This window comes from Micromonospora sp. NPDC005252, from assembly GCF_042872475.1.
GTDB lineage: Bacteria > Actinomycetota > Actinomycetes > Mycobacteriales > Micromonosporaceae > Micromonospora.
This window is the reverse complement of the sequence record NZ_JBIAKN010000023.1, coordinates 8602-32798: the sequence shown is the minus strand read 5'-3', so window position 1 is coordinate 32798 and position 24197 is coordinate 8602. Positions and strand designations below refer to the sequence as shown.

At 67.6% G+C, this 24197-nt stretch carries 26 protein-coding genes and 3 tRNA genes; 26 read left to right on the top strand and 3 right to left on the bottom strand.

All coding sequences use genetic code 11. The features are described 5' to 3' along the window. Positions 1-9: 9 nt before the first annotated feature. The 5 genes from ACFYPH_RS30390 to ACFYPH_RS30370 all read left to right on the top strand — a co-directional run bounded on the left by ACFYPH_RS30390 (position 10) and on the right by ACFYPH_RS30370 (position 4708). Positions 10-999, top strand: a complete 990-nt coding sequence (locus tag ACFYPH_RS30390) for an HIRAN domain-containing protein (protein ID WP_387186518.1) — start codon at positions 10-12, stop codon at positions 997-999. 290 nt (positions 1000-1289) lie between these two features. Next, positions 1290-2048 carry a DUF5131 family protein gene (locus ACFYPH_RS30385; RefSeq protein ID WP_387186516.1) on the top strand — a complete coding sequence of 253 codons (759 nt, stop codon included), beginning with the start codon at positions 1290-1292 and terminating at the stop codon, positions 2046-2048. Between the two features lie 90 nt (positions 2049-2138). Then, a complete protein-coding gene (gene tcmP, locus ACFYPH_RS30380) occupies positions 2139-3236 on the top strand; it encodes a three-Cys-motif partner protein TcmP (protein WP_387186532.1) in 1098 nt (365 codons plus the stop codon). Positions 3237-3659: 423 nt separating this feature from the next. Next, positions 3660-3944 carry a hypothetical protein gene (locus ACFYPH_RS30375; RefSeq protein WP_387186515.1) on the top strand — a complete coding sequence of 95 codons (285 nt, stop codon included), beginning with the start codon at positions 3660-3662 and terminating at the stop codon, positions 3942-3944. Further along, positions 3941-4708 carry a hypothetical protein gene (locus tag ACFYPH_RS30370; RefSeq protein ID WP_387186513.1) on the top strand — a complete coding sequence of 256 codons (768 nt, stop codon included), beginning with the start codon at positions 3941-3943 and terminating at the stop codon, positions 4706-4708. Before ACFYPH_RS30375 ends, ACFYPH_RS30370 begins: the two co-directional genes overlap by 4 nt. Positions 4709-5239: 531 nt before the next feature. Here the strand turns inward: ACFYPH_RS30370 and ACFYPH_RS30365 are convergent. Continuing rightward, positions 5240-5722: a GntR family transcriptional regulator gene (locus ACFYPH_RS30365; RefSeq protein WP_387186511.1), complete on the bottom strand. Its 483-nt coding sequence runs from the start codon at positions 5720-5722 to the stop codon at positions 5240-5242. Positions 5723-6211: 489 nt separating this feature from the next. On the opposite strand from ACFYPH_RS30365, the gene ACFYPH_RS30360 reads away from it, so the two are divergent. The 4 genes from ACFYPH_RS30360 to ACFYPH_RS30345 all read left to right on the top strand — a co-directional run bounded on the left by ACFYPH_RS30360 (position 6212) and on the right by ACFYPH_RS30345 (position 8619). Next, positions 6212-6547 carry a hypothetical protein gene (locus ACFYPH_RS30360; RefSeq protein WP_387186509.1) on the top strand — a complete coding sequence of 112 codons (336 nt, stop codon included), beginning with the start codon at positions 6212-6214 and terminating at the stop codon, positions 6545-6547. A 91-nt stretch (positions 6548-6638) separates the two neighbouring features. Continuing rightward, the gene (locus ACFYPH_RS30355; RefSeq protein ID WP_387186507.1) at positions 6639-6884 is read left to right on the top strand and encodes a precorrin-4 C11-methyltransferase; all 246 of its coding nucleotides are present in this window, start codon (positions 6639-6641) and stop codon (positions 6882-6884) included. A 149-nt stretch (positions 6885-7033) separates the two neighbouring features. Beyond that, positions 7034-7855 (top strand): GntR family transcriptional regulator, encoded by an 822-nt coding sequence (locus ACFYPH_RS30350; RefSeq protein WP_387186505.1) that lies wholly within the window; start codon positions 7034-7036, stop codon positions 7853-7855. Continuing rightward, positions 7843-8619, top strand: coding sequence for a glycosyltransferase family 2 protein (locus ACFYPH_RS30345; protein ID WP_387186503.1), 777 nt, complete (start codon positions 7843-7845; stop codon positions 8617-8619). The genes ACFYPH_RS30350 and ACFYPH_RS30345 overlap by 13 nt, the downstream gene beginning before the upstream one ends. Here ACFYPH_RS30345 and ACFYPH_RS30340 read toward each other — a convergent pair. Next, positions 8609-9052 (bottom strand): hypothetical protein, encoded by a 444-nt coding sequence (locus ACFYPH_RS30340; protein WP_387186501.1) that lies wholly within the window; start codon positions 9050-9052, stop codon positions 8609-8611. The genes ACFYPH_RS30345 and ACFYPH_RS30340 overlap by 11 nt on opposite strands. A gap of 777 nt (positions 9053-9829) precedes the next feature. Here ACFYPH_RS30340 and ACFYPH_RS30335 point away from each other — a divergent pair. The 5 genes from ACFYPH_RS30335 to ACFYPH_RS30315 all read left to right on the top strand — a co-directional run bounded on the left by ACFYPH_RS30335 (position 9830) and on the right by ACFYPH_RS30315 (position 13017). Then, positions 9830-10225, top strand: a complete 396-nt coding sequence (locus tag ACFYPH_RS30335; protein ID WP_387186499.1) for a transcriptional regulator — start codon at positions 9830-9832, stop codon at positions 10223-10225. Between the two features lie 175 nt (positions 10226-10400). After that, entirely contained in the window at positions 10401-11996 is a 1596-nt protein-coding gene (locus ACFYPH_RS30330) for an FtsK/SpoIIIE domain-containing protein (protein ID WP_387186497.1), read from the top strand. Then, the gene (locus ACFYPH_RS30325; RefSeq protein ID WP_387186495.1) at positions 11993-12283 is read left to right on the top strand and encodes a hypothetical protein; all 291 of its coding nucleotides are present in this window, start codon (positions 11993-11995) and stop codon (positions 12281-12283) included. The genes ACFYPH_RS30330 and ACFYPH_RS30325 overlap by 4 nt, the downstream gene beginning before the upstream one ends. 3 nt (positions 12284-12286) lie before the next feature. Next, entirely contained in the window at positions 12287-12478 is a 192-nt protein-coding gene (locus ACFYPH_RS30320; RefSeq protein ID WP_387186493.1) for a hypothetical protein, read from the top strand. Next, positions 12475-13017 (top strand): DUF2637 domain-containing protein, encoded by a 543-nt coding sequence (locus tag ACFYPH_RS30315; RefSeq protein ID WP_387186492.1) that lies wholly within the window; start codon positions 12475-12477, stop codon positions 13015-13017. Before ACFYPH_RS30320 ends, ACFYPH_RS30315 begins: the two co-directional genes overlap by 4 nt. Before the next feature lie 26 nt (positions 13018-13043). Here the strand turns inward: ACFYPH_RS30315 and ACFYPH_RS30310 are convergent, their stop codons facing one another. Then, positions 13044-13397, bottom strand: a complete 354-nt coding sequence (locus tag ACFYPH_RS30310) for a hypothetical protein (protein WP_355067668.1) — start codon at positions 13395-13397, stop codon at positions 13044-13046. 172 nt (positions 13398-13569) lie between these two features. Between ACFYPH_RS30310 and ACFYPH_RS30305 the strand changes: the two genes are divergently transcribed. The 12 genes from ACFYPH_RS30305 (at position 13570) to nusG (ending at position 24074) form a co-directional block, all read left to right on the top strand. Further along, positions 13570-15246 carry a replication initiator gene (locus ACFYPH_RS30305; protein ID WP_387186489.1) on the top strand — a complete coding sequence of 559 codons (1677 nt, stop codon included), beginning with the start codon at positions 13570-13572 and terminating at the stop codon, positions 15244-15246. Then, positions 15243-15428, top strand: a complete 186-nt coding sequence (locus ACFYPH_RS30300) for an AlpA family transcriptional regulator (RefSeq protein WP_030329852.1) — start codon at positions 15243-15245, stop codon at positions 15426-15428. Before ACFYPH_RS30305 ends, ACFYPH_RS30300 begins: the two co-directional genes overlap by 4 nt. Next, positions 15425-16864 (top strand): tyrosine-type recombinase/integrase, encoded by a 1440-nt coding sequence (locus ACFYPH_RS30295; RefSeq protein ID WP_387186487.1) that lies wholly within the window; start codon positions 15425-15427, stop codon positions 16862-16864. The genes ACFYPH_RS30300 and ACFYPH_RS30295 overlap by 4 nt, the downstream gene beginning before the upstream one ends. Positions 16865-18446: 1582 nt before the next feature. Beyond that, positions 18447-20975 (top strand): putative bifunctional diguanylate cyclase/phosphodiesterase, encoded by a 2529-nt coding sequence (locus ACFYPH_RS30290; RefSeq protein WP_387186485.1) that lies wholly within the window; start codon positions 18447-18449, stop codon positions 20973-20975. 93 nt (positions 20976-21068) lie between these two features. Continuing rightward, positions 21069-21141 (top strand) — tRNA-Thr (locus ACFYPH_RS30285). 24 nt (positions 21142-21165) lie between these two features. Next, positions 21166-21238 (top strand) — tRNA-Met (locus tag ACFYPH_RS30280). A 132-nt stretch (positions 21239-21370) separates the two neighbouring features. Continuing rightward, complete coding sequence (gene rpmG / locus ACFYPH_RS30275; RefSeq protein ID WP_007073056.1) at positions 21371-21538, top strand: 50S ribosomal protein L33; 168 nt, start codon at positions 21371-21373, stop codon at positions 21536-21538. A gap of 125 nt (positions 21539-21663) precedes the next feature. Next, positions 21664-22110: a MaoC family dehydratase N-terminal domain-containing protein gene (locus ACFYPH_RS30270; RefSeq protein ID WP_355135421.1), complete on the top strand. Its 447-nt coding sequence runs from the start codon at positions 21664-21666 to the stop codon at positions 22108-22110. Position 22111: 1 nt separating this feature from the next. After that, positions 22112-22504 (top strand): MaoC family dehydratase, encoded by a 393-nt coding sequence (locus ACFYPH_RS30265; protein WP_387186483.1) that lies wholly within the window; start codon positions 22112-22114, stop codon positions 22502-22504. Positions 22505-22633: 129 nt separating this feature from the next. After that, positions 22634-22706: transfer RNA gene (locus ACFYPH_RS30260), tRNA-Trp, on the top strand. Positions 22707-22919: 213 nt separating this feature from the next. Next, positions 22920-23312 (top strand): preprotein translocase subunit SecE, encoded by a 393-nt coding sequence (secE, locus tag ACFYPH_RS30255; RefSeq protein ID WP_234583446.1) that lies wholly within the window; start codon positions 22920-22922, stop codon positions 23310-23312. Between the two features lie 39 nt (positions 23313-23351). Continuing rightward, positions 23352-24074, top strand: a complete 723-nt coding sequence (gene nusG / locus ACFYPH_RS30250; protein WP_354854322.1) for a transcription termination/antitermination protein NusG — start codon at positions 23352-23354, stop codon at positions 24072-24074. Positions 24075-24197 lie beyond the last annotated feature (123 nt).

Below are 24197 nucleotides of genomic sequence, written 5' to 3'. Positions count from 1 at the left end.
CGTGCCACGGTGATCAGACCGTTTGACTTGTGGGGCCAGCGCGGGTGGCGTGGGCAAGAGGTAGCAGGGGAATCCAACTACAGCAAGGAGATCCGTGGGCTCTTCGGGCGGTCCTTCGATCCAGACGGCACCGAGATCACCGCAGCGGCCCACCTCATCCCCGAGCCCACCAACAAGTACGACCCCAACGCTGTCAAGGTCGTCTGCTCTGGCAACTGCGTCGGTTACCTCCCTAAGGAGGATGCAGCGCGGTACGCACCGGTCCTCACGCAGTTGATCAATCAGGGGTGGACTCCTCAAGTTCAAGCCGACGTGTGGGGCATGGAGCGGCCGGACTGGGACAACCCTCGCCGCAGTAGGTTCGTGTGCTCGGTCAGAATCGACCTCGCCGAGCCCCACATGATCGTGCCCACGAACATGCCCCCGCCAGAGCTGCACGCCGTTCTCCCCACGGGCCGGTTCGTCCAGGTCACAGGCGAGGAAAAACACATGACTCACCTGGCCTCCCTCGTGAGCCCGGCGGGCGAGTCATGGGTCTACGTCACCCTTCACGAGGTTGTAGTCCAGCGAGCCCGCTCCACGCGCACCCTCGTCGAAGTCAGGATCAACGGCGAGGCGGCAGGGACACTGAGCCCCGCGATGTCTACCGAAACGCTGCCAGTCCTGGCGCACCTTGGAAGCATGGGGCTGGTCGTGGCCGCACGAGCAGTGCTCAAGGGCAACAAAGTCAAGGCCGACGTCGCCGTCAACACGTGTAAGGCAAGCGAGCTCTCGAACGCCTGGCTGGAGTCGCCTCCCACGGCAAATGGAGACAAGCCAGCGGCCGAAGCCGTGCCCACACCGGCACAGCCGGCCGCGCTTGCGCCCCAGTGGCGGTTCGTCACCCCACCAACGTGGCCTCCACCCCCGCCCGGCTGGGTGCCGCCGGAGGGCTGGCGTCCGGACCCCTCGTGGCCCTCCGCGCCCGAGGGCTGGCAATTCTGGGTCCAGCACGGCTAGCTCCAAGCGCCCCAGTTCACGAACTACAGGTAAGCCGGTTGCAGCTGGCCTGGTCATTGACCCGGCCACGCCTTGTCACCTGGGCAGACGTCGTCAACAGTGGTCGCCGTTGGTCACTCTCGATCCACCTCCGACGGCCTGGCCGCGTCTGATGCTTCCTCTTACGAGTTGGTTGAGCTGGGTACGGACGTCCGGATCGCGCGCTCGGCCGTCAAGAAAGATCGCCCTCAGACCTTTCAATCCGTACGCTTGTTCGACAGAATCGGCTCAACCAGCCGGGGAGTGTGGCAATGGCAGACAAGAGCTCCATCGAGTGGACCGAAGCCACATGGAACCCGACGACCGGCTGTGATCGCGTCTCGCGCGGCTGCGATCACTGCTACGCCCTGACGCTTGCGAAGCGTCTGAAGGCCATGGGGTCGCCTAAGTACCAGACGGATGGCGACCCCCGAACCTCTGGTCCCGGCTTCGGCGTAGCCACCCACCAGGCCGAGTTAACGCTCCCCCTGCGGTGGCGAGAGCCCCGGATCGTGTTCGTCAACTCAATGAGCGACCTGTTCCATGCCAGGGTGCCCTTCGACTTCGTCGAGCAAGTCTTTGACGTCATGGCGGCAACCCCTCAGCACACCTACCAGGTACTTACTAAGCGGGCTTCTCGGCTAGCGAAGCTCGCTCCGCGGCTTACCTGGCCCAGCAACGTCTGGATGGGTGTCAGCGTTGAGGACTCCTCCGAGGTCGGCCGGATCGATGATCTGAGGACTGTGCCGGCGGCAGTCCGGTTCATCTCCGCTGAGCCCCTTCTCGGCCCCATGACTCCCCTCGACCTGAGCGGCATCTCTTGGCTCATCGCTGGAGGTGAGTCAGGGGTGGGCGCCCGGCCCGTAGACCCTGCATGGGTCCGCGACCTCCGCGACCAGTGCCAAGAGGACGATGTCGCCTTCTTCTTCAAGCAGTGGGGCGGTAGGACGCCAAAGGCGGGCGGCCGAGACCTAGATGGCGAGACCTGGGACGAGATGCCGGACCTCCCCGCCATGTCAGCCGCCCGGTAGCCCGGGGGTAGCCCATAAAGGCTTCATGTCATACGGTGTCCGAACAACTGCGGACCGTAGACAGGGGGAACCTTGCCGACGCCTGACGACGTGCTGTGGGACAAAGACCCACACACAGCCGCAAAGCACCTCGTGTACCGCAGTTACCTCAACGCGTGGTTCCCCATCCTGCTTCAATCTTTGTACAGCTCTAAGGGTGTCACCTACGCTGAGGGGTTTTCGGGACCAGGCGAATACAAGGATGGATCCCCTGGCTCCCCGATCATTGCTCTGAGGTCGGCCCTCGGATGTATCGCTCCGCCACGACCAGGCCGAGAGGGTCGTTTTCTGCTCTTAGAAGAGGATCAGGCCCGTGTCGACCACCTTCGGACCACCCTTGTACGCGAACTCGGGACACTCGATCGGGGCGAGCTAGCAGCGCGAGGATTGGTGGTTGACCCGCAAAAGGGCAACTGTCGAGACCACCTGCTTCCCCTCCTCGACAAGCATCGGGTGTGGAACAAGCCGCTCCTCTTGGTTCTCGACACGTGGGGCTCAGCGGTCGACTTCGAAATCCTAGCGAGAACCGCCAACAGCAGGGCTGCTGAAGTAATCGTGACGATGCAGCCAAGCCAGTTCTGGAGGTTCGCTTCCGACCCTCGCCACTACGGAGACAGGGTATTTGGTCCGGTCGTGTGGCGAGACGTGCAAGCCCAGCCCAAGGACGAGAAGGCCCAATATATCAAGTCGCAGTACCGGCGTGTACTTAACGAAGCGGGTTACCAATACATACTCGATTTCGAACTGGCGGACGAACGCAAGAACCTTCTCTACCTGGTCTATGGAACCAACTCAGAGAAGGGTGTTGAAAAAATGAAGGATGCGATTTGGCGCGCAGATCCATATCAGGGAATTGGTTACCGCGACCCTAGAGACCCTAATCAGGAAACTCTCCCCATACAGCCAACGCCGCAACTCGGGCCCCTTCGTCGCCTCCTCTTGGAGCATCTCGCGAACCTTCCGGGGCAGAACGCAACCCTGGACGAGCTGCGCCGGTTCACGCTTCTCGACACCATCTTCCGTCCAGGCCAAACCCTGAACGCTGTACGCATGCTGGCGGCGGAGCGAAGCGTAAGCATCGGGCCGGAGGCGCGCCGCGTTGTTGGATCCTCGCGGATCACCCACACCGGGGCGGTCGGCCTCTTCTGAGCGGGTCGCCCCGGCGACGGGGCTGCCTGCCCTGCGCCGCTCTTCTTTCGTGTGTGGACGTTGACCCTGCTCTTCGTGGCGCCTGTGCTGTATCCTCTACGGCGACACCCCGGAGGTGTTCCGCCTACCGTCATATGGTGCGTCATCCTATGACCGCTCGCCCTCCAGCGCCCGAGGGCTACGGTAGTCATGCGTCCGGGAGGCCCCGCAGTGACTGATGAAGTCGCACCGAGGGATGGCAGCACTGGCAACAAAGCTCTAGGGAGTAGGACCAGGAAGGGTCTTCCTCAACCGAGTGCAGGAAGCGCAGGCTCCAGCCCGGGTAGACGGGACGACGCCTTGCATGTGGTCGTACCTGGCGCGTCTGAGCTTCATGGTGCCACCCACCATGCCCTCGCCGAAGCTCTCGCCAAACAGGGTCGTGTGCTCCTCAACGAGGCAAGCCGCCTTGAGGCCGCCGCCAACCCCGGGCTCGCGGCTCCGATGATCACGCCAGGGATGATCCGCGACGCGGAAACCCTGCAGCGCATCGGCTACGCCCAGTCGGGCAAGGCGACTGACCGTCGAAACTGGATGCTCGGCAGCCTTGCGGCAACCTTCGTAGGCGGGTTCTTTACCAACAACTTGACCGAACCGTGGGGAGCGATCGGATTCGTAGTCTGCGGCGCTCTGGCGCTTGCATTCTTCAACAAGGGGTCGCAGACATGACAGCAAATGATCGCGGAATCCCTAATCTCCAACTTTCGGAGGACGGGAAGGAGCTCCTGGCCAACACCCTGATGGAGTTGCGCTCAGAGGCCCTATCCCTGGCCGCCAGTCGAGCGGTGAAAGAAGGGTCAAACCGAATTTCCACTTCAGACGTACGTGCAGCCCTGATGGAGCTCGGCCTAATTTCAGCTGCCGCATTGGATCGCAAAGAAGCTACACGGAGGCGCTTTCGGGCCTTCGCTGTTGTTATTGCCGCCCTAGCGACGTCCACTTCTGCACTGATTGCCATCCTCCTTTCAGGTGGCTGGGATGGTGATGTACCGCTCGACCGCGCTGACCAAATCGGTGGCACCATCGGCATAATGGTGGCAACAGCGTCAGCGCTCGTGGCCGGTTTCGTCTCCTTCCGCGCAAAGCAGGCGACGAATGAGGCAGAGAACATTGCCCATGTAACTCAGGATAGGATCAGGGCAGCCGACTTCCTCACGCTTTGGGGAGAACTTGAGGCTGAGATTCGGACTGCTGTAGGGGAGAATGCAGGGTACGCAGAGCAGGATATTCCCATTGGTGTTGTGTTCAAGCAATATGCTCAGCTAGCGAGACTCAGCGACTCCGAGCGCGAGTCGCTGACCGGCGTTCTGAACCTTCGAAATAGGGTTGCTCACGCGCGAGTTGATTACACGAGCGCCGCTGACGATATCAGGAATGGCTCCGCCGCAATCGCTAAGCACATTGAGCGAGCGAGGGCTCTCGCAAGGAAGTAGCACAGCTCCTGCCATCCCGTTTGCCGTCGACCCGCCCCTTGGGGAGCGGGCCGCCGCCTGGCACGGCATGTCAAGCGGACCTTGACGCATGTACGGACGCTGGCGGGCCGGGGGGTGGTCTGCTCGGCTCGCCCCGGTCGATGGCAGGCGGGATGGCCTACCGCAACCACCCACGGACCGCGACCCGCGGCGCAGCCCCGGCCATCCTGGAGCCGGAGCGCCCCCGCCGGAGGCGCCCTAACCGCAACCCCGCGACAGCCGTCAGCTCGCCGACGCGGCCGGCGTGCGCTCCTTTACGCCGTGCGGGCTCGTGGCCGCGCGGCCCGGCCGGTTGCCGGCCCACCACACCGCCGGTCAACGCTCCTGTCGTTCTGCGGCGGTCCTCCGGGCTCCCCGCTGTCCGCGCCAGCCGCCGGGCGTCTTGCGTGGCCGGAGCGGAGCGACAGCGGAGTGCAGGCCGTGCGCCCTGGCGGCGGCGCGTGCGGCCCGTTGCGGGCCGCCTTGAGGATGTATCGATGCTGCAAACAGAGGCTACTGGCTCGGCCGAAGCAATCTGTAAGTTCTGACGACTGCTTTGACGGTTCCACGTGATCGATCGATGCTCTGTTGTTCGACCAGGGGTGTCCCCACTGCTACGGCGAAGAGGGCTGCAAGCTCCGGGTCTGCGGCGACTTCCCGTTGTGTGGTCGTGAGTAGATGGGTTGTGGTTTCTCTGCCCGCCGGTAGACGGAGACTTGCAAAGGTGCCGCGACCGTGTTCGGTAGTGACGTAGCCGTCGGCCCGCAAGGCTGCTATGGCCTGGCGGACTGTGCCGCGGGCCGCCCGGAATTCGGCGGTGAGGGTGGTCTCGGTCGGCAAGAGGGAGCCGGGCGGGATGGCGCCGCTCTCGATGCGTTCCCTTAGTTCATCCGCGATGGCGCGATAGCGAGGCTGTCCGTAGTGCGGGGTGGGCACCTGCTCACCGTACCTGGCACTTGTCTTACCAACTGCCAACCAAGTGACCCGTTTCGACATCTAGACAACTCGTCCACTTGTAGATACGTTTCCTGGTGTGCGCTGGGGTGACGGCTCGTGTCAGGGGTGGTCACGCGCCGGCCCTGGTCGCACCTGATGCGCGGCGTCCTGTCGGACCGGTTGCGGTAGCCGCGCGTACAAGTTGGTTCGGCGATACCCGACCCGTCCGGCGTCGGACGGTGCGCCGTGCCTTCATCCGGGCCGGTGGCTGGCCGCATTCCCCGTGGCTGGCCACCGGTCCCCGTCTACCTGTGGAGGTGCGATGTCTGGCTCGGATCGCCGGAGCCGCTGGTTCTCGTCCTGGCGGCTTTGGAGACGACCATCTGCCTTGAGTGCGAGCAGCAATGAGCCGCCGCGTTCACACGCGGCTTTTGCGACGATTTCGCCGTCGTGGCCCACCGGGGTCACCCGTGTGTTGCCCGTGCTCCGGTTTGCGCCGCAGACGACGCGGGCGCAGCTCCACCGAGGCAACGGCGGACGGTGGCCGCAGTGAGCCGTACGAACAAGCCATCTAAGGTCACGAGCCACCCGGACTGGTGCGACCCGGACCGCTGCGGCTATCTGGTGCCGCCGGTGATGGCGCATATGGCCCGCCGTCATCGCGGCTCGATGCAGCGAGTTGGCGACGGCCGTGCGGCCGGCCTGGTCGTCACTTACCTCATCGGTGCTGAGGCTTTGGATGGTGCCCTGGTCGGTGTTCACGTGACGTGTCGTAGCGGGATCGCTTGGGCCGAGTTGTCGTTGCTACAGGCGATCGAACTGGCCGAGCAACTTAGTGACCTGGTGAAGCAGGTACTCGGAGAGTCGAGGGTCGACCATGATTGAAGGCGTCCCATTGACGGAGAACCGACCGCCGTCGTCGACCGCTACGGTCGTTTGCCCGGTGTGGTGTCGGGGCTGCGGACCGAACGATCCGATGCACCGAGGGCTCCTCGCCACGATCGGACGGGAACGCAGCGGGTGGGTCTCCGTTCAACTGCTCGTGGACCGGTTCGCCCGCCGGGACCTGGCCGTGAAGCTCGACGTGACCCGTTACGGCGCGACGCAGACCGCGCTTCTGTCCGCCGCGCAGGTGGACCGGCTCATTGACGAGCTTACGCACGCCCGCCTGGAGATGCTGACCACGGCTGACGGGGGCGAGCAGGCGGGGGAGACGCGGTGAACACCAACAGACGTCCGGGCGTGGCTGTACCTCGTACCCCCGGGTCACGCCCTGGGCGACAAACGCGACCGGCGGTCGTGGTGCCCCCGTTGCCGGAGCGGCCTGCCGGCGGGACCACCTGGCAGACGTTGGAACGTCTAGGGGGTACGGTGACCGGTGTGCATGGCCGGGACTGGCGCCCTCGCTACCTGCAACTCGCGGAGGAGTTGCGGGCGAAGATCATGGGCGGTGAGCTGGCTCCCGGCACGCTGATGCCGAGCGAGACCGAGTTGGCCGAGACCTCGGGCCTGTCGCGCACGAGCGTCCGCAACGCCATCCGGCAGCTCCGGGAATGGGGCCTCGTCCGCGCGGAGCAGGGGCGCGGCACCTACGTGCGGGCACCCCGCCAGCGGGTACGCCGTCGCAACACCGAGCGGTACCAGTGGGAGAAGGATCGCGTCCTGCTCGACGAGGACGAGCGACTGAAGACCGGCGCCACCGAGCACGACACCGGCCTGACCGTCGACGATCTGAAGTTCCACGCCGAGTATTCGCGGGTGGAGGCGGATACGGAGATGTCGGCGGCCTTGCAGGTCGAGCCGGGTACTTCGCTACTGCGCCGGGTCTACTGGACGTCCTCCCGGCACGAGAACGCCCCGCTGACCGTGTCGTACTCCTACCTGCCCTACGACCTGGTGGCCGCGAACCCGGACCTGCTCGACGCGGGCAAGGAGCCGTGGCCGGGCGGCACACAGCACCAGCTCTACACGCTCGGCATCGAGTTGGACCGGATCGACGACGAGATCCGCGCCCGCCCGCCGTCGCCGGATGAGGCCGAGTTGTTGGACATCGACCCGGGCGTCTCCGTGCTCACCGTGCGGAAGACCTCGATCGACACCACGGGTCGCGTCGTCGAGGTTGCGGATGTGGTGATGCCGGGCGACCGCACCGAGCTTGTCTACTCCCACAAACTCCAGCGATGGAAAACTTGACGCAGCTCGTCTCGGTCATCACCCCGGTCCACGCGCCCAGCATCGAATACCTGGCTGGCGCCTACGAGTCGTTGGCCAAGCAAGAGATGCCTGACGGCTGGGACTGGGAATGGCTCGTCCAAGAGGACGGGCAGACCGGCGCCCTGGTCGACGCGTTGCCCGATGATCCCCGTATCAGTCTCGGCACCGGCCGTCCCGGCGGGCCCGGTGTCGCCCGTACCCTCGCCCTCTCCCGAGTCTCCGGGCAACTCATCAAGGTGCTGGACGCCGACGACCAGTTGACCCCCGGCGCGCTCGCCCGGGACATCGCCGCGTTCGACGCGCACCCGCAGATCGGCTGGACCACCTCGCGGGTACTCGACCTGCTGCCCGACGGTTCGACCGCCGGATGGGACAAGGACCCGGCTGGCGGCGTTATCGACCGCGGTTCGGTCCTGACGTTCTGGAAGGCCAACGACTACCGAGCATCGGTGCACCCGGCGACCCTGTGCCTGCGGCGAGATCTCGTCTTCGCCCTCGGCGGTTGGATGGCGCTGCCCGCCTCCGAGGACACCGGCCTCCTGCTCGCCGCCAACGCGGTCACAGCGGGCTACTTCACCCGGGAGTACGGCCTGCTCTACCGCAAGTGGCCCGGCCAGGTCACCAGCCAGGCGGCACACCGGGAACCGGCCGAGTACCGGGCCCGAATGAGGATTATCGAGGCCCGAGCCAACGCCCTGGCCTCGATGATCCCGAACGGTTTCGGCGGCGGCGCTACGGCGTAGCTTCGTGCCCCGGCATTCCGTGGGTACGCCGCCGTTCCTTCATCTCCGCCTCGAAGATGTGCCGCCGACCGCCGGCCAGCTTTTCCCGCGCGTCCCGCTCGATCTCCTGGAACGCGGCGTAGTAGCCGTCGTCGAACTCCTCCACGATCTGGAAGGTCCAGCGGCCGGGTAGCACGTTCCGCCCCAACAGCTCGTGCTCGACACGGTCGGCCGTCTCGTCGTGCCCGGCCTCGCGGAGCAGCTTCACCACCCGGTCAAGGGTGAGATCCGCCCCGCCGACGAGCTGGTGCGCCGAGTACAGGTGACCTCGCACGCGGTGGACTGTCTCCAGCGCTTTGCTCAGTTCGCCTAATGCCTCGACCGTCTTGTTGTCTAGCCCGTCCGGCCTTGAATGTCTCTCGTCAACTGCGGGAAGCTCTGGGTGGGATGCCATAAGGTGCTTATACCCCCATCCAGAGGCTCCCAGCCTACTTATGGTTATGATCGTGAGTAGGTTGCGCTCGCGTCATGCCTGGTTGCTACCACGAGCTGCCATGCAGCCGCCAATTCTTGCGCGCAAGACAACCTTGAAGCGAATCCTAATGATGATGACTATCGTTAAGGCTGCCAGGCCGCCTGTTGGAAGGCTGACCATGAGGTCGAGGGCGAAGCAAAGAATGGTCATCAGGAATGCGTCCCAAGTGCTTAGTGAATTGGGCATAGTGATTACAGATCTCCTTTGATTGGATCTTCGGGAAGCTCGGACGTGCGTCCGTTGATACGTAAAGCGTAGCCCCGGAAAAGGGTTGGTGACAACGGCGGCACAAGCCCGCCCAGGAGGCGCCAGAGGGCTGGCGGGGGCCCTGGAATAGGGGGGTGCCGGCGGATTCATTCCAGGGGCTTGTAGTCCAATTGATTTTGAAATCCCGCGCTTTCCCTATTAAGTGCGTGGGCTCGACGCAGTTTTCGGGACTTGCAATTAGGATTTAACGGACTGTCGGGCTCGGCTGCGGGCCGCCTCGTTAGCGCCGAGGTGGCAGCGCATCGCGCGGGTCGATGCCTCTGGGCTGCTGCGCCTGGTTGCTGGCTGTGGTCGGCCAGCACCTCGCTGTGCGGTACCACGGCCCTCGGGCTGATCAGGTCCCCCGGCTGCGGTTGTTGACTTGTCTGCCAAGTGCCGTCTACCTTGGACGCAACTTGGCAGACAAGTTAACAAGTTGGAGGTTGAGCGATGGCTCTGCGAGGCGGCACGAGGTTCGCGGTGCGGTGTGAGGACGTGTTCCCGGCGGGGTGCGCGTTGGTGCCCGAGTCCCTGGGCGAGGTCGAGGACTACGACGAGAAGACCGGCCGGCGTAGCCCGGCGAAGGACAAGTTGACCGGCCAGCGGGTGTGGCAGGTCCGGGTGATGGACCTGGACCCGGAGCTGGGGAAGCGGTCCCGGGAGACGACGGTGAAGATCTCGGCGGACTACCAGCCGGTGCCGCCGACGGGTGACCTGTTCGAGCCGGTGGAGTTCGACGGCATGACCGTCACGCCGTACGTGGGCAACAACGGTCGGATGGCGTATTCGCTGCGGGCGACCGGGATGCGTGCCCCGGCGGGCGTGGCTGCGAAGGCGGCGCAGTAGCCGCATCTGGTGGGGGCGGGGCTGTCAGGTCTTGGCGGACGGCAGCCCCGCCCTCTGTCTCTTTCCCCTGCTCTGTCGAGAGAGGTAGTGACATGTCCAAGCGTAAGCCTGCCGTCCTGCGGCGGCTCGTCCTGGCTGGTGCGCGATGATGCGCCGGCCGCGTGGCGAGGTCGTGATGACAACCGCCGGGGACCTGATGGTGATCCGCCCGCGCCGGCTGGAGCTGCCGGTCTGGCTGATCGCGCTCGGCCTGGTGCTGCGGTGGATGTGGCGGGGCCTGTGGTGGTGTCTTCGCCACCCGGTCGCCGTCGGCCTGGTCGTGACCGGAGTGACCCTCTACCGCGAGTTCGGCCGTACCGGCGTGATCGTGCCCGCGGTCCTGGCCGCTGCCATGTCTGCCCTGTGGCGGTGGCGGCACGAGTCGTCCTGGTGGACCTGGTGCGCCAGCCCGATCCTCGGCCGGTTCCGTCAACTCTTCGTCTACCGGCGGGCCTGGCGAGAGGCAATGACGCTCTGCGGCCTGGCCAAGGTGTACGACCACCGCACGGTCCTGCCGGAGCTGCTGCGGGTCCGCTCGGATCAGGCGCTCGACGTGCTGACCATCCGCATGGTTCGCGGCCAAACGCCGGAGGAGTTCCAGAAGGCGACGGCAAACCTGGCGTACGCCTTTGGCCGGCGGCACGCCCGGGTCTACTCCGAGCGCCCCGACGACCCCCCAGCCCGGTCGGGCTACTGGGCGCTGGTCCTGGGCGCGGTGGACCGGCTGCGGTTCCGGGACCGCCCGTCGGTGGTTTACCTGGTGGTGGTCCGCACCGATGCGCTGCGCACTCTGGTCGACCCGTTCGACGTCCCGTCGGTGCCCGACTTCACCGCGCTGCCGCTGGCTCGACGGGAAGACCTGCGGCACTGGTGCCTGCACCTGCTCGCCACCCACGTGCTGATCGGCGGCGCCACCCGCTCCGGGAAGGGCTCGGTGCTGTGGTCGCTGGTCCGCGTGCTCGCTGGAGGGATCTCCTCCGGGCTGGTCCGGCTCTGGGTCATCGACCCCAAGGGCGGCATGGAGTTCGCCATGGGTCGACCGCTGTTCGCCCGGTTTGCCTGCAAGTCGTTCGAGGCCATGGCCGACCTGCTCGACGAGGCCGTGACAGTGATGCGGGAACGGCAGACTCGCCTTGCCGGCGCGGTGCGGGTCCACACCCCGACCCTGGATGACCCGCTGGTCGTGGTCGTCATCGACGAGATGGCGGCACTGACCGCATACCTCCAGGACGTCGACCTGCGCAAGCGCATCGCTGGCTCGCTCGGGCTGCTGCTGTCGCAGGGGGCCGGCGTCGGCGTCCTGGTGGTGGCCGCGTTGCAGGACCCCCGCAAGGAGGTGCTGCCGTTCCGGGACCTGTTTCCGACCCGGATCGCGCTCGGCCTGACCGAGGCCGCTCAGGTTGACCTGGTGTTGGGCGACGGTGCGCGCAACCGGGGTGCCCTCGCCGACCAGATGCCCCGCTGGGCCAGGGGCGTCGGCTACGTCATCCTCGACGGCACCCCGGAGCCGGCCCGGGTCCGCTTCTCCTACATCTCCGACGACCACATCCGGGAGCTGGCCGCCGAGTACCCGGCGCCGGCCGACGCGGCGGACATCCTCGCCCAGGTCGGCCGGGAAACCGCCACCGAACCGGCCCGGCCGCCTCTGCCCCGGCAGCGTCGCGGACCACTGCTGCCCGACTCGCTGCTGAACTTCCTCGACCGCGACACCGAGGGGGGTGAGCCGCGGTGACCGCCCCGACCTTCTACCGGCTGCGTGCCCCCGGCACCGGCGGTGCCCCCGGCACCGGCGGTGCCCCCGGCACCGGCGGTGCCACCAGTACGGCCGTGTCGGTGCGCGTCGATCCCGCCCGGCCCGACCCGTACCCGGTCTATCTCGCCGTCGGCGGCGGCCGGCGCCGCATGTACCTGACCCCCGACGAGGCATGGGCGCTGTGGCGCTGCCTCTCCGAAGCAGTGGCCTCCCTCGGCGAGCCACCCGAGCACATCCGTACCCGCGTCGCCCCGGCCCGGAGGTAACCGATGTCCCTCAAGAGCTTTTTCCTCGGCACCCACCGCCTCAAGCCGCTGCACATCGACCTGAACGGCTCCCCGGACCGGCTCGCCGCCGCCCTGCACGGCCTGGCGTACATGGTCCGCCGCCGCAGTGACCTCGACGGGCAGCGCATCCGCATCACCGTGACCATTCGCATCCCGGAAGGCGACTTCGAATGATCCGGCACCGAGCCGAGTCGGGCATCCGGGTGCTGATCCTGCTCGCCATCGGGATCATGGCCGGTGCCGCCGCCTTCACCCACGTCCATGACCTGACGGTCGCCCACGGTCAGCCCGACTGGATCGGCTGGGCCAACGCCGTAGCGGTCGAGCTGATGGCCATCTACCTCGGCCTGGAAATCCGCGCCCGCCGCCAAGATGGCCGACCCGTCGGCCTGGTCGGCGTGCTCCTGATCGCGTTCGCGCTGCTCTCCCTCGCCGCCCACGTCGCCGAAGCCGAACCCTCCGTCTGGGGCTGGATCGTCGCGGCGGTGCCATCGCTGGCCTTCCTCGCCCTGGTCAAGGTCGTCCTGTCCAGCGCACCCACCGCCGCGCCGACACCGGAGCCCGATCAGCCGCAGGACGACTGGTACGACGAGCCGCAGCCGGCCGAACCCGCGCCGCCCGCTCCGGTGATGCCGCCGGCATCAGCCGCGGTGCTGCCTCGGGTCGCTGTCGTCCAGTCCGGCCGGCCCCAGGTCGTCGGGATCATCCGATGACGGCCGCCCCCGCCGCCGGCCGGCGCCTACCGAAACTCGTGCACCACCTCAATCAGCCCAACGATGTGAGTGTTGAACTCGTCCAGCTCCTCGGCGGGCACCCACAGCTCCAGAATGGTCTTACCGCCGGCCTGGCGAACCGGGTACCGGCTCAGGAACTCCGACTCCACCCGGAAGCGGGTGACGTAGCCGACGCCGGACGCGGGCACGTTCCAGTCCCGGGCGATCATCACCGCGTAGTCCTCGTTCAGGACCGGGTAGAAGATCGGCTGATCCGGCAGGCGCGGCGGCCACGCCCGCCATCCGGACTCGCGGACGAGATCCAGCTCTTTCGGCCCGGTTGGGCGCCACAGCACCGTCGTACCGTCATCGCTGTTCATGTCGACCTCGCCGTTCGGATTCTTGGTGAGCCCGGACAGTACCGGCGGGTCGGCACCCGGGACTACCGCATTCGACTCGCGGTGGGGGTGGGCCGATGACGGCTCCGACCCTGCCCGGCCTCGAACCGCCCCGGCCCCGGTTGCTCCTCGGCCGGGGTCGCGAGCGGCCCGCATGGCGCTGCCTCGCTCGATCGACGTGCTCAAGGACATCGCCATCGAGTACGGCGTCTGCGTCCGCCCGCTCGCCATGCGCCGCACCGACCTCGACACCGGCCTGACCGAAGTCATCGACCTGCCCTGCGGCGCAACCCGCGAGGACAAGTGCCCTCCGTGCGCCAAGAAGAACCGCCGGCTACGGCAAGCCCAGATCCGCGAGGGCTGGCACCGCGACGACGAACCCCTACCCGGCCCCGAACCCGCAACCGAAGCGCAGAAGTCCCTGATCCTGTTCCGCGCACACCTGGAATTCTCCCGCGACGAGGCCGTGCGCGCCGCGCAGTGGGAGCAGGTCACCGACCTCGATGAGGCAATCCGCGAGGTGGAGAAAGCCATCGCCGCCGAGGGCCTGCGCGGGCGCCTCGGACCGCCCCACGTCAGCGACGACGAGGACCAGGACGACGAGCCCGGCCGGCGGCGCAAGCGCTCCACCAAGCGGCGCCAGGATGCCCCCGAACTGCCCCGGCGCAAGGTCGAGCGCCGCACCGTCGGCAAGACCTACACCGCCCCGGACGGCTCCACCTACCAACCGTCGATGTGGCTTACCCTCACCCTCGACTCGTACGGCCCGGTCCGCCCCGACGGCACCCCGGTCAACCCCGCCCGGTACGACTACCGCCGCGCCGCCTGGGACGCCGTGCACTTCCCCCGGCTGCTGGACCGGTTCTGGCAGAACCTGCGCCGCTGCGAGGGCTGGAACGTCCAGTACGCCGGCTGCGTCGAGCCGCAACGTCGACTCGCCCCACACGCCCACTTCGCCATCCGAGGCACCATCCCTCGGGACGTGCTCCGCACAGTGGCGGCGGCGACCTATCACCAGGTGTGGTGGCCCTCGGTCGACGTCCAGCGCTACACCCTCGACCGGCTCCCGCTCTGGGACGAGCAGGCGGCGGTATGGGTCGACCCGGACACCGGGGAGCAGCTGACCACCTGGACGGAAGCCCTCGACACCATCGACGACGACCCGGACGCCGAGCCGGTGCACGTCGTGCGCTTCGGCGCCCAGGTCGACGCCCGCGGCGTCATGCCCGGCACCGAGGACGCCGAGCGGACCATCCGGTACGTCACGAAGTACATCACCAAGCACACCGGCGACTGCCACAAGGCGATCACCGACCGGCAACGCAAGCACCTCGACCGGCTCTGGCAGCAACTCCAGCTCACCCCCTGCACCGACCGGTGCGCCAACTGGCTGCTCTACGGCGTCCAGCCCAAGAAGGCACACGCCAAGCTCAAGCCCGGCCGCTGCAAGGGCAAGGTCCACCAACGCGGCACCCTTGGCATCGGTGGCCGACGCATCCTCATCTCCCGCGACTGGTCCGGAAAGACCCTCGCCGACCACAAGCACGACGCGCGCGCCTGGGTGCGGGCACTGCTCGGCGTCACCACCGACGGCACGCGACTCGTCGACGACCAGGGCGACGCCACCGAACGGGTCCGACACGCCTGGGAACTCGCCCGACCCGACGACCCCGACGTCGGCCCGATGACCCACCGGCTCATGCGATCGATCAGCGAACGCGCCCGCTGGCGATCGGAACTACTCGCCGCGAAGGACCGGGCCGCGCAGGGGTCCTCAGATCTTTCGGCAACTCAGCACAGCGCACAGCACGACGGGGAGGAACCGCAGTGAACGAGGAGTTGTTGACCGTGCCGGAAGTGCTCGCCGAGCTGCGCGTACCGCGCTCGACCTGGTTCTACTGGCGGCAGACCGGCAAGGGACCACGGGTGATCAAGCTCCCGAACGGGCAGCTTCGGGTCCGCCGGTCGGCGCTCGGTCGGTGGCTCGGCGACCTGGAGCAGGACGCCGCATGAAGAGCTACGAGGTCCAGATCTGGGAGATCGCCAAGCGCGCCGACCGGAAGGCTCGGCCGTGGCGAGTTCGCTGGGCGGTGAGCGGCCAGCGCTTCGAGGACATGTTCCGTACCAAAGCGCTGGCGCACTCGTTCCGCGCCGAGCTGGTCCAGGCGGCCAACGCGGGGGAGCCCTTCGACCCGGCCACCGGCCGCCCGGTCTCCGAGGCCAGAACCAAGAACCCCACCACCTGGTACGCCCACAGCCGCGCCTACGTCGAGATGAAGTGGCCTCGGGCGGCGGCCAAGACCCGACGCTCGATCGTCGAAGCGCTGACCTCGATAACGGTGACCCTGACCCGGCCGACCAAGCGGGGCCGACCGACTGACGCGCTGCTCCGTGAGGCGCTGTACCTCTACGGCCTCAACCCGCGCCGCTGGTCCGACGAGATCCCGGCCGAGCACGCGGCGGCACTGGCCTGGCTGGAAACCGCGTCCCTCCCGGTCGTCGAGCTGGACTCGCCCGCGATGGTCCGCCGTGTCCTGGACAGCCTCTGCGTACGCCTCGACGGCAAGCCCGCGGCTGCCTCCACCGTCCAGCGCAAGCGGGCCACCTTCTACAAAGTGCTCGGGTACGCCGTCGAGCTGGGGCTGATCGCCTCCAACCCGGTCGACCGGGTCCAATGGACCGCCCCCGAGGTCGCCCAGTCCATCGACCGGCGGGTGGTGGTGGCGAATCCGGCCCAGGTCGCCACGCTGCTGGAGGCGGTGAAATCTTTCGGCAGACGCGCCGACAAGGTCACGGCGTTCTTCGGCTGCCTCTACTACGCAGGCATGCGTCCCTCGGAAGCGGCGGACCTACGGCGGGAGGACTGCGACCTTGCCGGCCGGTGCGCCGACTGCGGGGCGGATTTCGACGACTTGGCCGCGGTGAAGCCTTCCCGGTCCTGCGAGCACGAGAAGATCGAATATCGCTGGGGCCGCCTGGTGCTCGCCGGCACCTCGCCGCGCGCCGGCTCGCACTGGACCGATGATGGCGGCTCCCACGAGCGGCGCGGACTCAAGCACCGGGGGAGGGCCGAGACTCGGACGGTCCCGATCCCGCCCCGGCTCGTCGAGCTGCTGTGCGCGCACGTCGAGAGTCACGGGGTTGGCCCGGACGGTCGGTTCTTCCGGGGCCTGCACGGTGGGCCGCTGTCGGAGTCGGTCTACGACCGATGGTGGAAGCTCGCCCGCGAGCAGGCGCTGACCGAATCGCAGATCGCCTCGCCGCTCGTCCGCCGGCCCTACGACCTGCGGCACGCGGCGGCCTCGCTCTGGCTCAATGCCGGCGTCCCGCCGACCGAGGTCGCCCGGCGCCTGGGCCACGGCGTCGCCGTCCTGCTCCGCGTCTACGCCAACTGCATCGATGGCGGAGACGACACCATGAATGACAAGATCGGCGACGCGCTCGGATGACTTGTCACGGTCTGCGACACTGTCTCTGTGTCGATGCGCCCGCGACTTCCGAAGAAGGTAGGAGCTGCCTTCCTGGCCGGGAGCGCTGCGGGTTCGGCTGGACTTGCTGGCCTCAGCGAAGCTCCGACTCGCTTTCAGCTAGTGATGATTTTTTCAGCGGCGGCGCTGGCCGCGTGGGGGGCGGTGACTCAGCCCGGCGTCGGTGCGGCGGGGTCGCAGTCCTCTTCAAAAAAATCCCCTTGGATGCATTCGATGCATCTGGGCTCCCCGCGCGCGTGGGGGCATATCGTGGGCAGTGCGCCCCCAGCCATGATCCAAAGCGGAAGGAACGCCAGGTCAGCCCTACTGGCGGCGTCTTGATCGCGGACGCCCTGTAAATCCGTCGCGAAAGCTACAGAGGTTCGAATCCTCTACCCGCCACCAGGTGCAGACACGGCCCCTGACCAGCAGAGATGCTGATCGGGGGCCGTTGTCGTTGTCTGGCCGAGTCCGGCTGCGTCCAGCCGTTGCCGACTGGTTGTGGGTACGTCGATCATGTCGCTGTGAGGTCTTCTGCGGCTGCGGATGCTCGTGCTTCAGGCAAACGGAGGGATCTCCTGACGGATGCCGAGCGGATCGGCCTGCAACCGGAGGCCGTTGTCTCTTGATGTGCACGACCGGCCCTGCACAGGGCTCGTGCACCCTCCTGGTGCCTCGCCGCCGACCGGCGTCGTGGCTGCCACAAGGTTGGGCCCAACTGCCGGACGTGGCCCCCAGCGCCATGGCGACGGGTCCCGCCACGCAGCTACGTCGAGGGGTCTCTCCATCCTGGGCCCACTGGAACAAGGCGGGTACCTGGCGGCCCACGAGGTGCCGGAGGCCGAAATGTGGGCCCCGTTCCGACTGCTGCGGTAGGACACCGCCACGCCGGCTTGAGCGCCCGTACGCCTGATGGCGCACGCAACTTGCATCTTTGGAGGTCGATGGGATTGCGTAGGTGAGCTGCGTCTATGCTGTTCATGGTCGAGCGGCACAGGAGGCGTCGTCCATGTGAAATGAACCCGACGAGGTACTGGCGAGATGGCGCGGAGCCGGTATGGTGGTCGATGGCCGGACTTAAGGCGCGCGTTCGGGTCGCACAGGCCGATGTTACTGAGCGTAACGTTCGAACCGGATGTGTCGAGTGCTTATAGGTGGACCCGGATTGCGTTGAAGGTCGTTTTCAGCACTGCGCGCAGCGGTGAACTGTCTCGCAAGCTCGTGATCTGGCCCAGTGCGACGAGGGCGGTGGGCCGAACGGCGGGAAGTAACAGACGGTGGTGCCAGTCGGGCGGCCACCACTTCTCTGGTTGCCCGTGCTGTGGCACGATCGTGGAACCTCCACTACCCCACGAGACCTTCCGACAGGAGCAATCTTATGTCTGGTCGTAGGTTGGGCCGGCTGTATGGCTCGCTCCTCATCCTTGCCGCCGTCGCCACCATGGTCATCGCCAACCACGGTGTACCCGCCGATTTGCACCTCACGGACGTCGTCTGGGTCTGACGACCCCTGTCCGACGGGCCACCGCTTGTCAAGGGACACGCCACACCGCCAGGGAGCGGAATGATCGCGCGGGACCAGTCGAGGCGCAGGTCGTCGGAAGACGCCTGGATCATCACCGCTCCGCTGATCCTTCTGGCTGTCGCCTGCGCAACCCTCACCGGTCTGGTCTCCGACCGGCCGTTCGGCGACTGGCACTGGGCAGCGCTCCTTCTCGCGGCGATGATCGCCGCGGGTCTGCCGCTGCTGGTGCTGGTCGCCCGCCGGCAGTCGGTGGCCATGACGCTTACCGAGTTGCCGCTCGTCTTGGCGCTCTACTTCCTGCCGCCGCTGACGGTCGTTGTCATCTACACGCTCGCGTCCCTGGTCACCCAACTGCGACACCGGATCACGGCGCCCAAGGTGTGGTTCAACGTGGCGCGGGCCGCCGCCGGGACGTCGCTCGCCACTCTCGTCCTCCAGGCGTTGCCGCCGAGGTCGGGTGTCGGCCCGACGACGTGGGTGAGTCTCTGCTGCGCGATCAGCGTGGTGTTCCTGGTGAGTCTCACCGCCGTCATGTCGGTGCACACCCTGTTGCAGGGCTGGCAGGCCGGCCGGGAGGCCCTCCGCGCGGCGCCGTCACTGCTCCTGACCGCAGGCATCAACGTCGCCGCCGGTCTGGTCGTCCTGATCCTGATCAGGGCGTCCTGGTGGTCGTTGGTGCCCCTGGCGGCGCTGGCGGCCGGGCTCGCTCTGGTCTACCGCTCGTACACCCAGTTCTTTCGCCAGCACCGCACGCTCACCGACATGTACGAGCTGAGCATGGCGGTCGCGGCCAGCGGCCAGGACGGCACCCTCGTCGACGCCCTGCTCGGCCGGGTCCGCGCGCTGATGCAGGCCGAGTACGCCACCCTCTGGCTGCCCGCACAGGGCCGTCACCCCGAGATTCTGCTCACCGCGCGAGTCGAGGATTCTGGCCTGCTGGATCTGTCCCTGACCCCGTCGGCGTTGCGGGAGAAGGTGTTGGAGACCGCTCGCCCGGTGACTGTCGGCCGCGGCGTGACAAGTGATCCCGAGTTCAGGGCCAGCCTCGCCGAGCGGGGGGTCAAGGACACAGTGGTCGTTCCGCTCCGCTCAGGTGGTGTGGTGATTGGGACTCTCGAGGTCACCAACCGGCTCGCCGACCCGCTGTACTTCACCCAACGCGACATCTCGGTGTTCGAGACGGTGGCCGCCCACGCCTCTGTGGCGCTCGAAAATTCGCGACTTGTCGACCGCCTGCGGCACGACGCCTACCACGACACCCTGACGCGGCTGCCCAACCGGCGGCGCATCACCGCAGCGCTGGACGAGTCGGTCAAGGTTGGCGCGCCGGGTGAGGTGGTGGCGTTGCTGCTCTTCGACGTCGACGGATTGCGCCAGGTCAACGAGTCCCTCGGCCACGCCGCCGGGGACAAGGTGCTCGTCGAGGTCGCCAACCGGCTGCGGGCCAGCGCGCCGTCGTCGGCCCTGGTGGGTCGCGTCGGTGGGGACGAGTTCCTGGTGACCCTGCGTCTGGAGAACGCCGACGCCGCGCTGGAGTTGGCCGAACAGCTGCGCGACCAGATCCGCGACGAGATGGTCTTCGACGCGCTCACCCTGGACGTGAACACCGCCGTCGGGGTCGTCGTACACCCGGATCATGGCAGCGATGCCGCGACCCTGCTGCTCCGCGTCGATCTGGCGGCGAACGCCGCCAAATCGGTGCCCGGCAGCGTGCAGTTGTTCAACCCGGGCCTGGAATCCCGGTCGTTGCGCCGGCTGGGTCTCGCCGGTGACCTGCGTCAGGCGTTGGACCAGAACGAGCTGGAGGTCTACTTCCAGCCCAAGGTGACCTTGCGGGACCGGCGTCTGCTCGGTGTCGAGTGTCTGGCCCGGTGGGAGCACCCGACGCACGGCACCGTCGCTCCCGAGGACTTCGTGGCGGTTGCCGCGCACACCGGCCAGTTGAGTCGGCTCACCGAGGTGGTGCTCCGCGAGGGTCTGCGGCGCAGCCGGGACTGGGCCGAGGCCAACCAGCCGCTGCCCATCGCGGTGAACCTCGCCGCCCGTACGCTCACCGACCAGCACTTCCCGGACCGGGTGCAGGAGCTGTTGACCGAGTACGGGGTGCCGGCGCAGCGCCTCACCCTGGAGATCACCGAGTCGGGGGTCCTGGACGGCACGGACCGGCCGATCCCGACGCTGCGCAGGCTCCGCGATCTCGGCGTCCGGCTGTCGGTGGACGACTTCGGCACCGGTGACTCCTCGCTCGCCCACCTGCGCCGGCTGCCGGTGCACGAGGTGAAGGTGGACCGGTCCTTCGTGCAGGGCATGGCGACCGATCCGGGGGACCTGGCGATCGTCAACGCGGTGGTGACGCTCTCCCAGCAGTTCGGCCTGGCCGTGGTCGCCGAGGGTGTGGAGAGTGAGCTGACCCTGGAGCTCCTTCAGGACATCGGGTGCGAGATCGGCCAGGGCTTCCTGTTCAGTCGACCGCTGCCGTACGAGCGGTTGGCGGCCTGGTTCGGCGCTCAGGTCGACCCCGAAACGATCTCCGGTGGGGAGCTTCCGCGGCTGCGTGTCGTGCCCTGAGCTGGGCGTAGACGATCACCAGGGATCCGATTTCACCTGTCGAGCCGGGCCGTGTACTCTTACTTCTGCGCGCCCCACGGGGAGATCGCGCAGGCCCCCTTAGCTCAGTCGGCAGAGCGTCTCCATGGTAAGGAGAAGGTCTACGGTTCGATTCCGTAAGGGGGCTCGAGGGTTCAGCTGGACCCACCGCGGCGGTGTAGCTCAGATGGCAGAGCAAGCGGCTCATAATCGCTGTGTCGCCGGTTCAAGTCCGGCCACCGCTACTCTCGTCTTCCGGGCTCGTTCCCGGTGGTCGTGGAGATGGGCGCCACTGGCGCCCACTTTGCATGTCCGCGCAGTCAGCGTCTAGGCTGACGCGTCGTAGTTGTTTCCGTTAGCGAGGAAGGCACTCCGCCGTGGCGAAGGCTACCGATGTCCGGCCGAAGATCACTTTGGCGTGTGTGGAGTGCAAGGAGCGCAACTACATCACGCGCAAGAACCGCCGGAACGACCCCGACCGCATCGAGCTGAAGAAGTTCTGCCCGCGCGACGGCCGGCACACGGTTCACCGCGAGACCCGCTGATCTCTGGCCGGCACACGCCGGCCATTGACGAAGCCTTCCCAATCGCCGATCTGACCGGTACGGCGCGGCTCAGCCGCTGCCTGCCGACCAGATCGGCGATTGTGCTTCCCGTGTAGGTTCGCGGCATGTCTCTGGACCCTTCCTTCGTCGGACGGACGTATCCGCCGACCGCCCCCTACCAGGTGGGCCGAGAAAAGATCCGTGAGTTCGCCACGGCCATCGGCGCCACCGACGCGGCTCACCACGACCCGGTGGCGGCGCAGGCGCTGGGCCACCCGGACGTGGTCGCCCCGCCGACCTTCCCGGTGGTCGTCACCATGGCGGCGAGCCGCCAGATCATCGAGGACCCGGCCCTGGGTGTGGACTACAGCCGGCTGGTGCACGGCGATCAGCGGTTCGCGTACATCCGGCCGGTGGTCGCGGGCGACGAGCTGGTCTGCACCAACACCATCGAGGACGTCAGCAGCCGGGGCGGGCACGGCTTCCTGACCACCCGCACCGACGTGAGCACCGTCGCCGGGGAACCGGTGGTCGCCGTCTGGGCCCGGTACGTGATCCGTGGGGAGGGCTGAGATGGAGTTGCCAGCCAAGACGTTCCGGGTGACCCGGGCGGACCTGGTCCGCTACGCCGGCGCCTCAGGTGACTTCAACCCGATCCACTGGAGCGACCGGGTCGCCACGAAGGTGGGGCTGCCCGGGGTGATCGCGCACGGCATGTTCACGATGGCCCTGGTCGGTCGGGCGGTCGCCGAGTGGGCCGGGGCGCCCGACGCGGTCATCGAGTACGGGGTGCGGTTCACCCGGCCGGTGGTGGTCCCCGACGACGACCAGGGGACCGAGATCGAGGTGACCGCGCGGATCCGTGAGGTGACCGAGGACGGCCTCACCCGGCTCGATGTGACCGCGACCTGCCTGGGGGAGAAGGTGCTCTCACAGGCCCGGGCGACCATCCGGACCGCGCGCTGAATCGGGTCCGCCACGCGTGGCGGGGAGACCGGTTGGGAAAGTCGGGTGCCTACCCGTACACTGGTCCGCCGTGGGGCAAGTGACCCCTGCACGGTCGTCTGTGACCGCGTGGGGCGAGTGTTGCCGCACAGGGGTGTAGCTCAATTGGCAGAGCAGCGGTCTCCAAAACCGCAGGCTGCAGGTTCAAGTCCTGTCACCCCTGCGCCTCAGGCCTGACCGTTCCCGTGGGTCGCGCCGCCGACAAGGCGGCGTCCGGCCCGTGGTGGTGGCATCGGCGGGGTGGTTCCGAGGCATTCGGGGCCCCCGGTTGATCCACCGGCCGCGGCCCGTCGCGGGACGGTTTGGCCCGGCCGGCGTGACCAGCGCCGCGCACGCCGCCCGGCGTGCGACCCGAGATTCCGCGACGGAGGGCGAAGTGGCCGACAACAAGCGGCGCGGCGAGGACGCCGGCGACGATCGTCTGGACGACGAGATCGTCGACGACGTAGCCGACGACGACGCCTCCGGCGCGGACGAGCCGGTCTCCCGGGGAGGCACCGCGACGCGGTCCCGCGCCCGGGCTGAATCGGCGGACAGCCGGCCGACCACGCGGTCGGAAACCGGTCGGGTGGGCGTGTTCGGCCGCATCGCCCGGTTTTTCCGCGAGGTCGTTGCCGAACTGCGTAAGGTCATCTGGCCGACCCGCAAGGAGTTGCTGACGTACACCGCCGTGGTGGTCACGTTCGTCGCGGTGATGCTGACGATCGTGGGCGTGCTGGACTACGGCTTCGCCAAGGTCGTGTTGTTCGTCTTCGGCAACTCGGACTGACCGGCTGTCTCCAGCCGATAGTGACGGAAGTGAGCGAGCGTGCCTGAGTACGACGAGACCGCCGGACCGGTGGACGAGCAGTCCACGGTCGCGACGGCGGCTGGTGACGAGTCGGTTGAGGCCGCCAGCGAGCCGGAGTTCCCCACCACCGAGCCTGCGCCGGACGAGGAGTACGACCCGGTCGCCGAGCTGCGGCAGAAGCTGCGCTACGCCCCGGGTGACTGGTACGTGGTGCACTCGTACGCCGGTTACGAGAACAAGGTGAAGACCAACCTCGAGACCCGGATCACGAGCCTCGACATGGAGGACTTCATCTACCAGGTCGAGGTGCCGACCCGGGAAGAGATCGAGGTCAAGAACGGTAAGCGTTCGCAGATCCAGGCCAAGGTCTTCCCGGGCTACATCCTCGTCCGGATGGAGTTGACCGCCGAGTCCTACTCGTGTGTCCGCAACACCCCGGGCGTGACCGGTTTCGTGGGCGCGACCGACCGGGCCGACCGGCCGGCGCCGCTCTCCCTCGACGAGGTGCTGAAGTGGCTGGCGCCGGCCGTCGAGACCGAGCAGAAGAAGGCCAAGCCGGAGATCAAGGTCCTCGACTTCGAGGTCGGTGACTCGGTCACCGTCACGGACGGCGCGTTCGCGTCGCTGCCGGCCACGATCAGCGAGATCAACGCCGACCAGCAGAAGCTCAAGGTGCTGGTGTCGATCTTCGGCCGGGAGACCCCGGTGGAGCTCAACTTCAACCAGGTCGCCAAGATCTGACCGGTCGTGGGGGGGGGGGCCCCGCCCCCCCCCCCGGGGGGGGGGGCGCGCCCCCCCCCCCCCGGGGCGGCGCCGGGGGGGGGGGGGGGCGGGCGCTGTGGATGGCCGGCGGGGGGCGCCGGC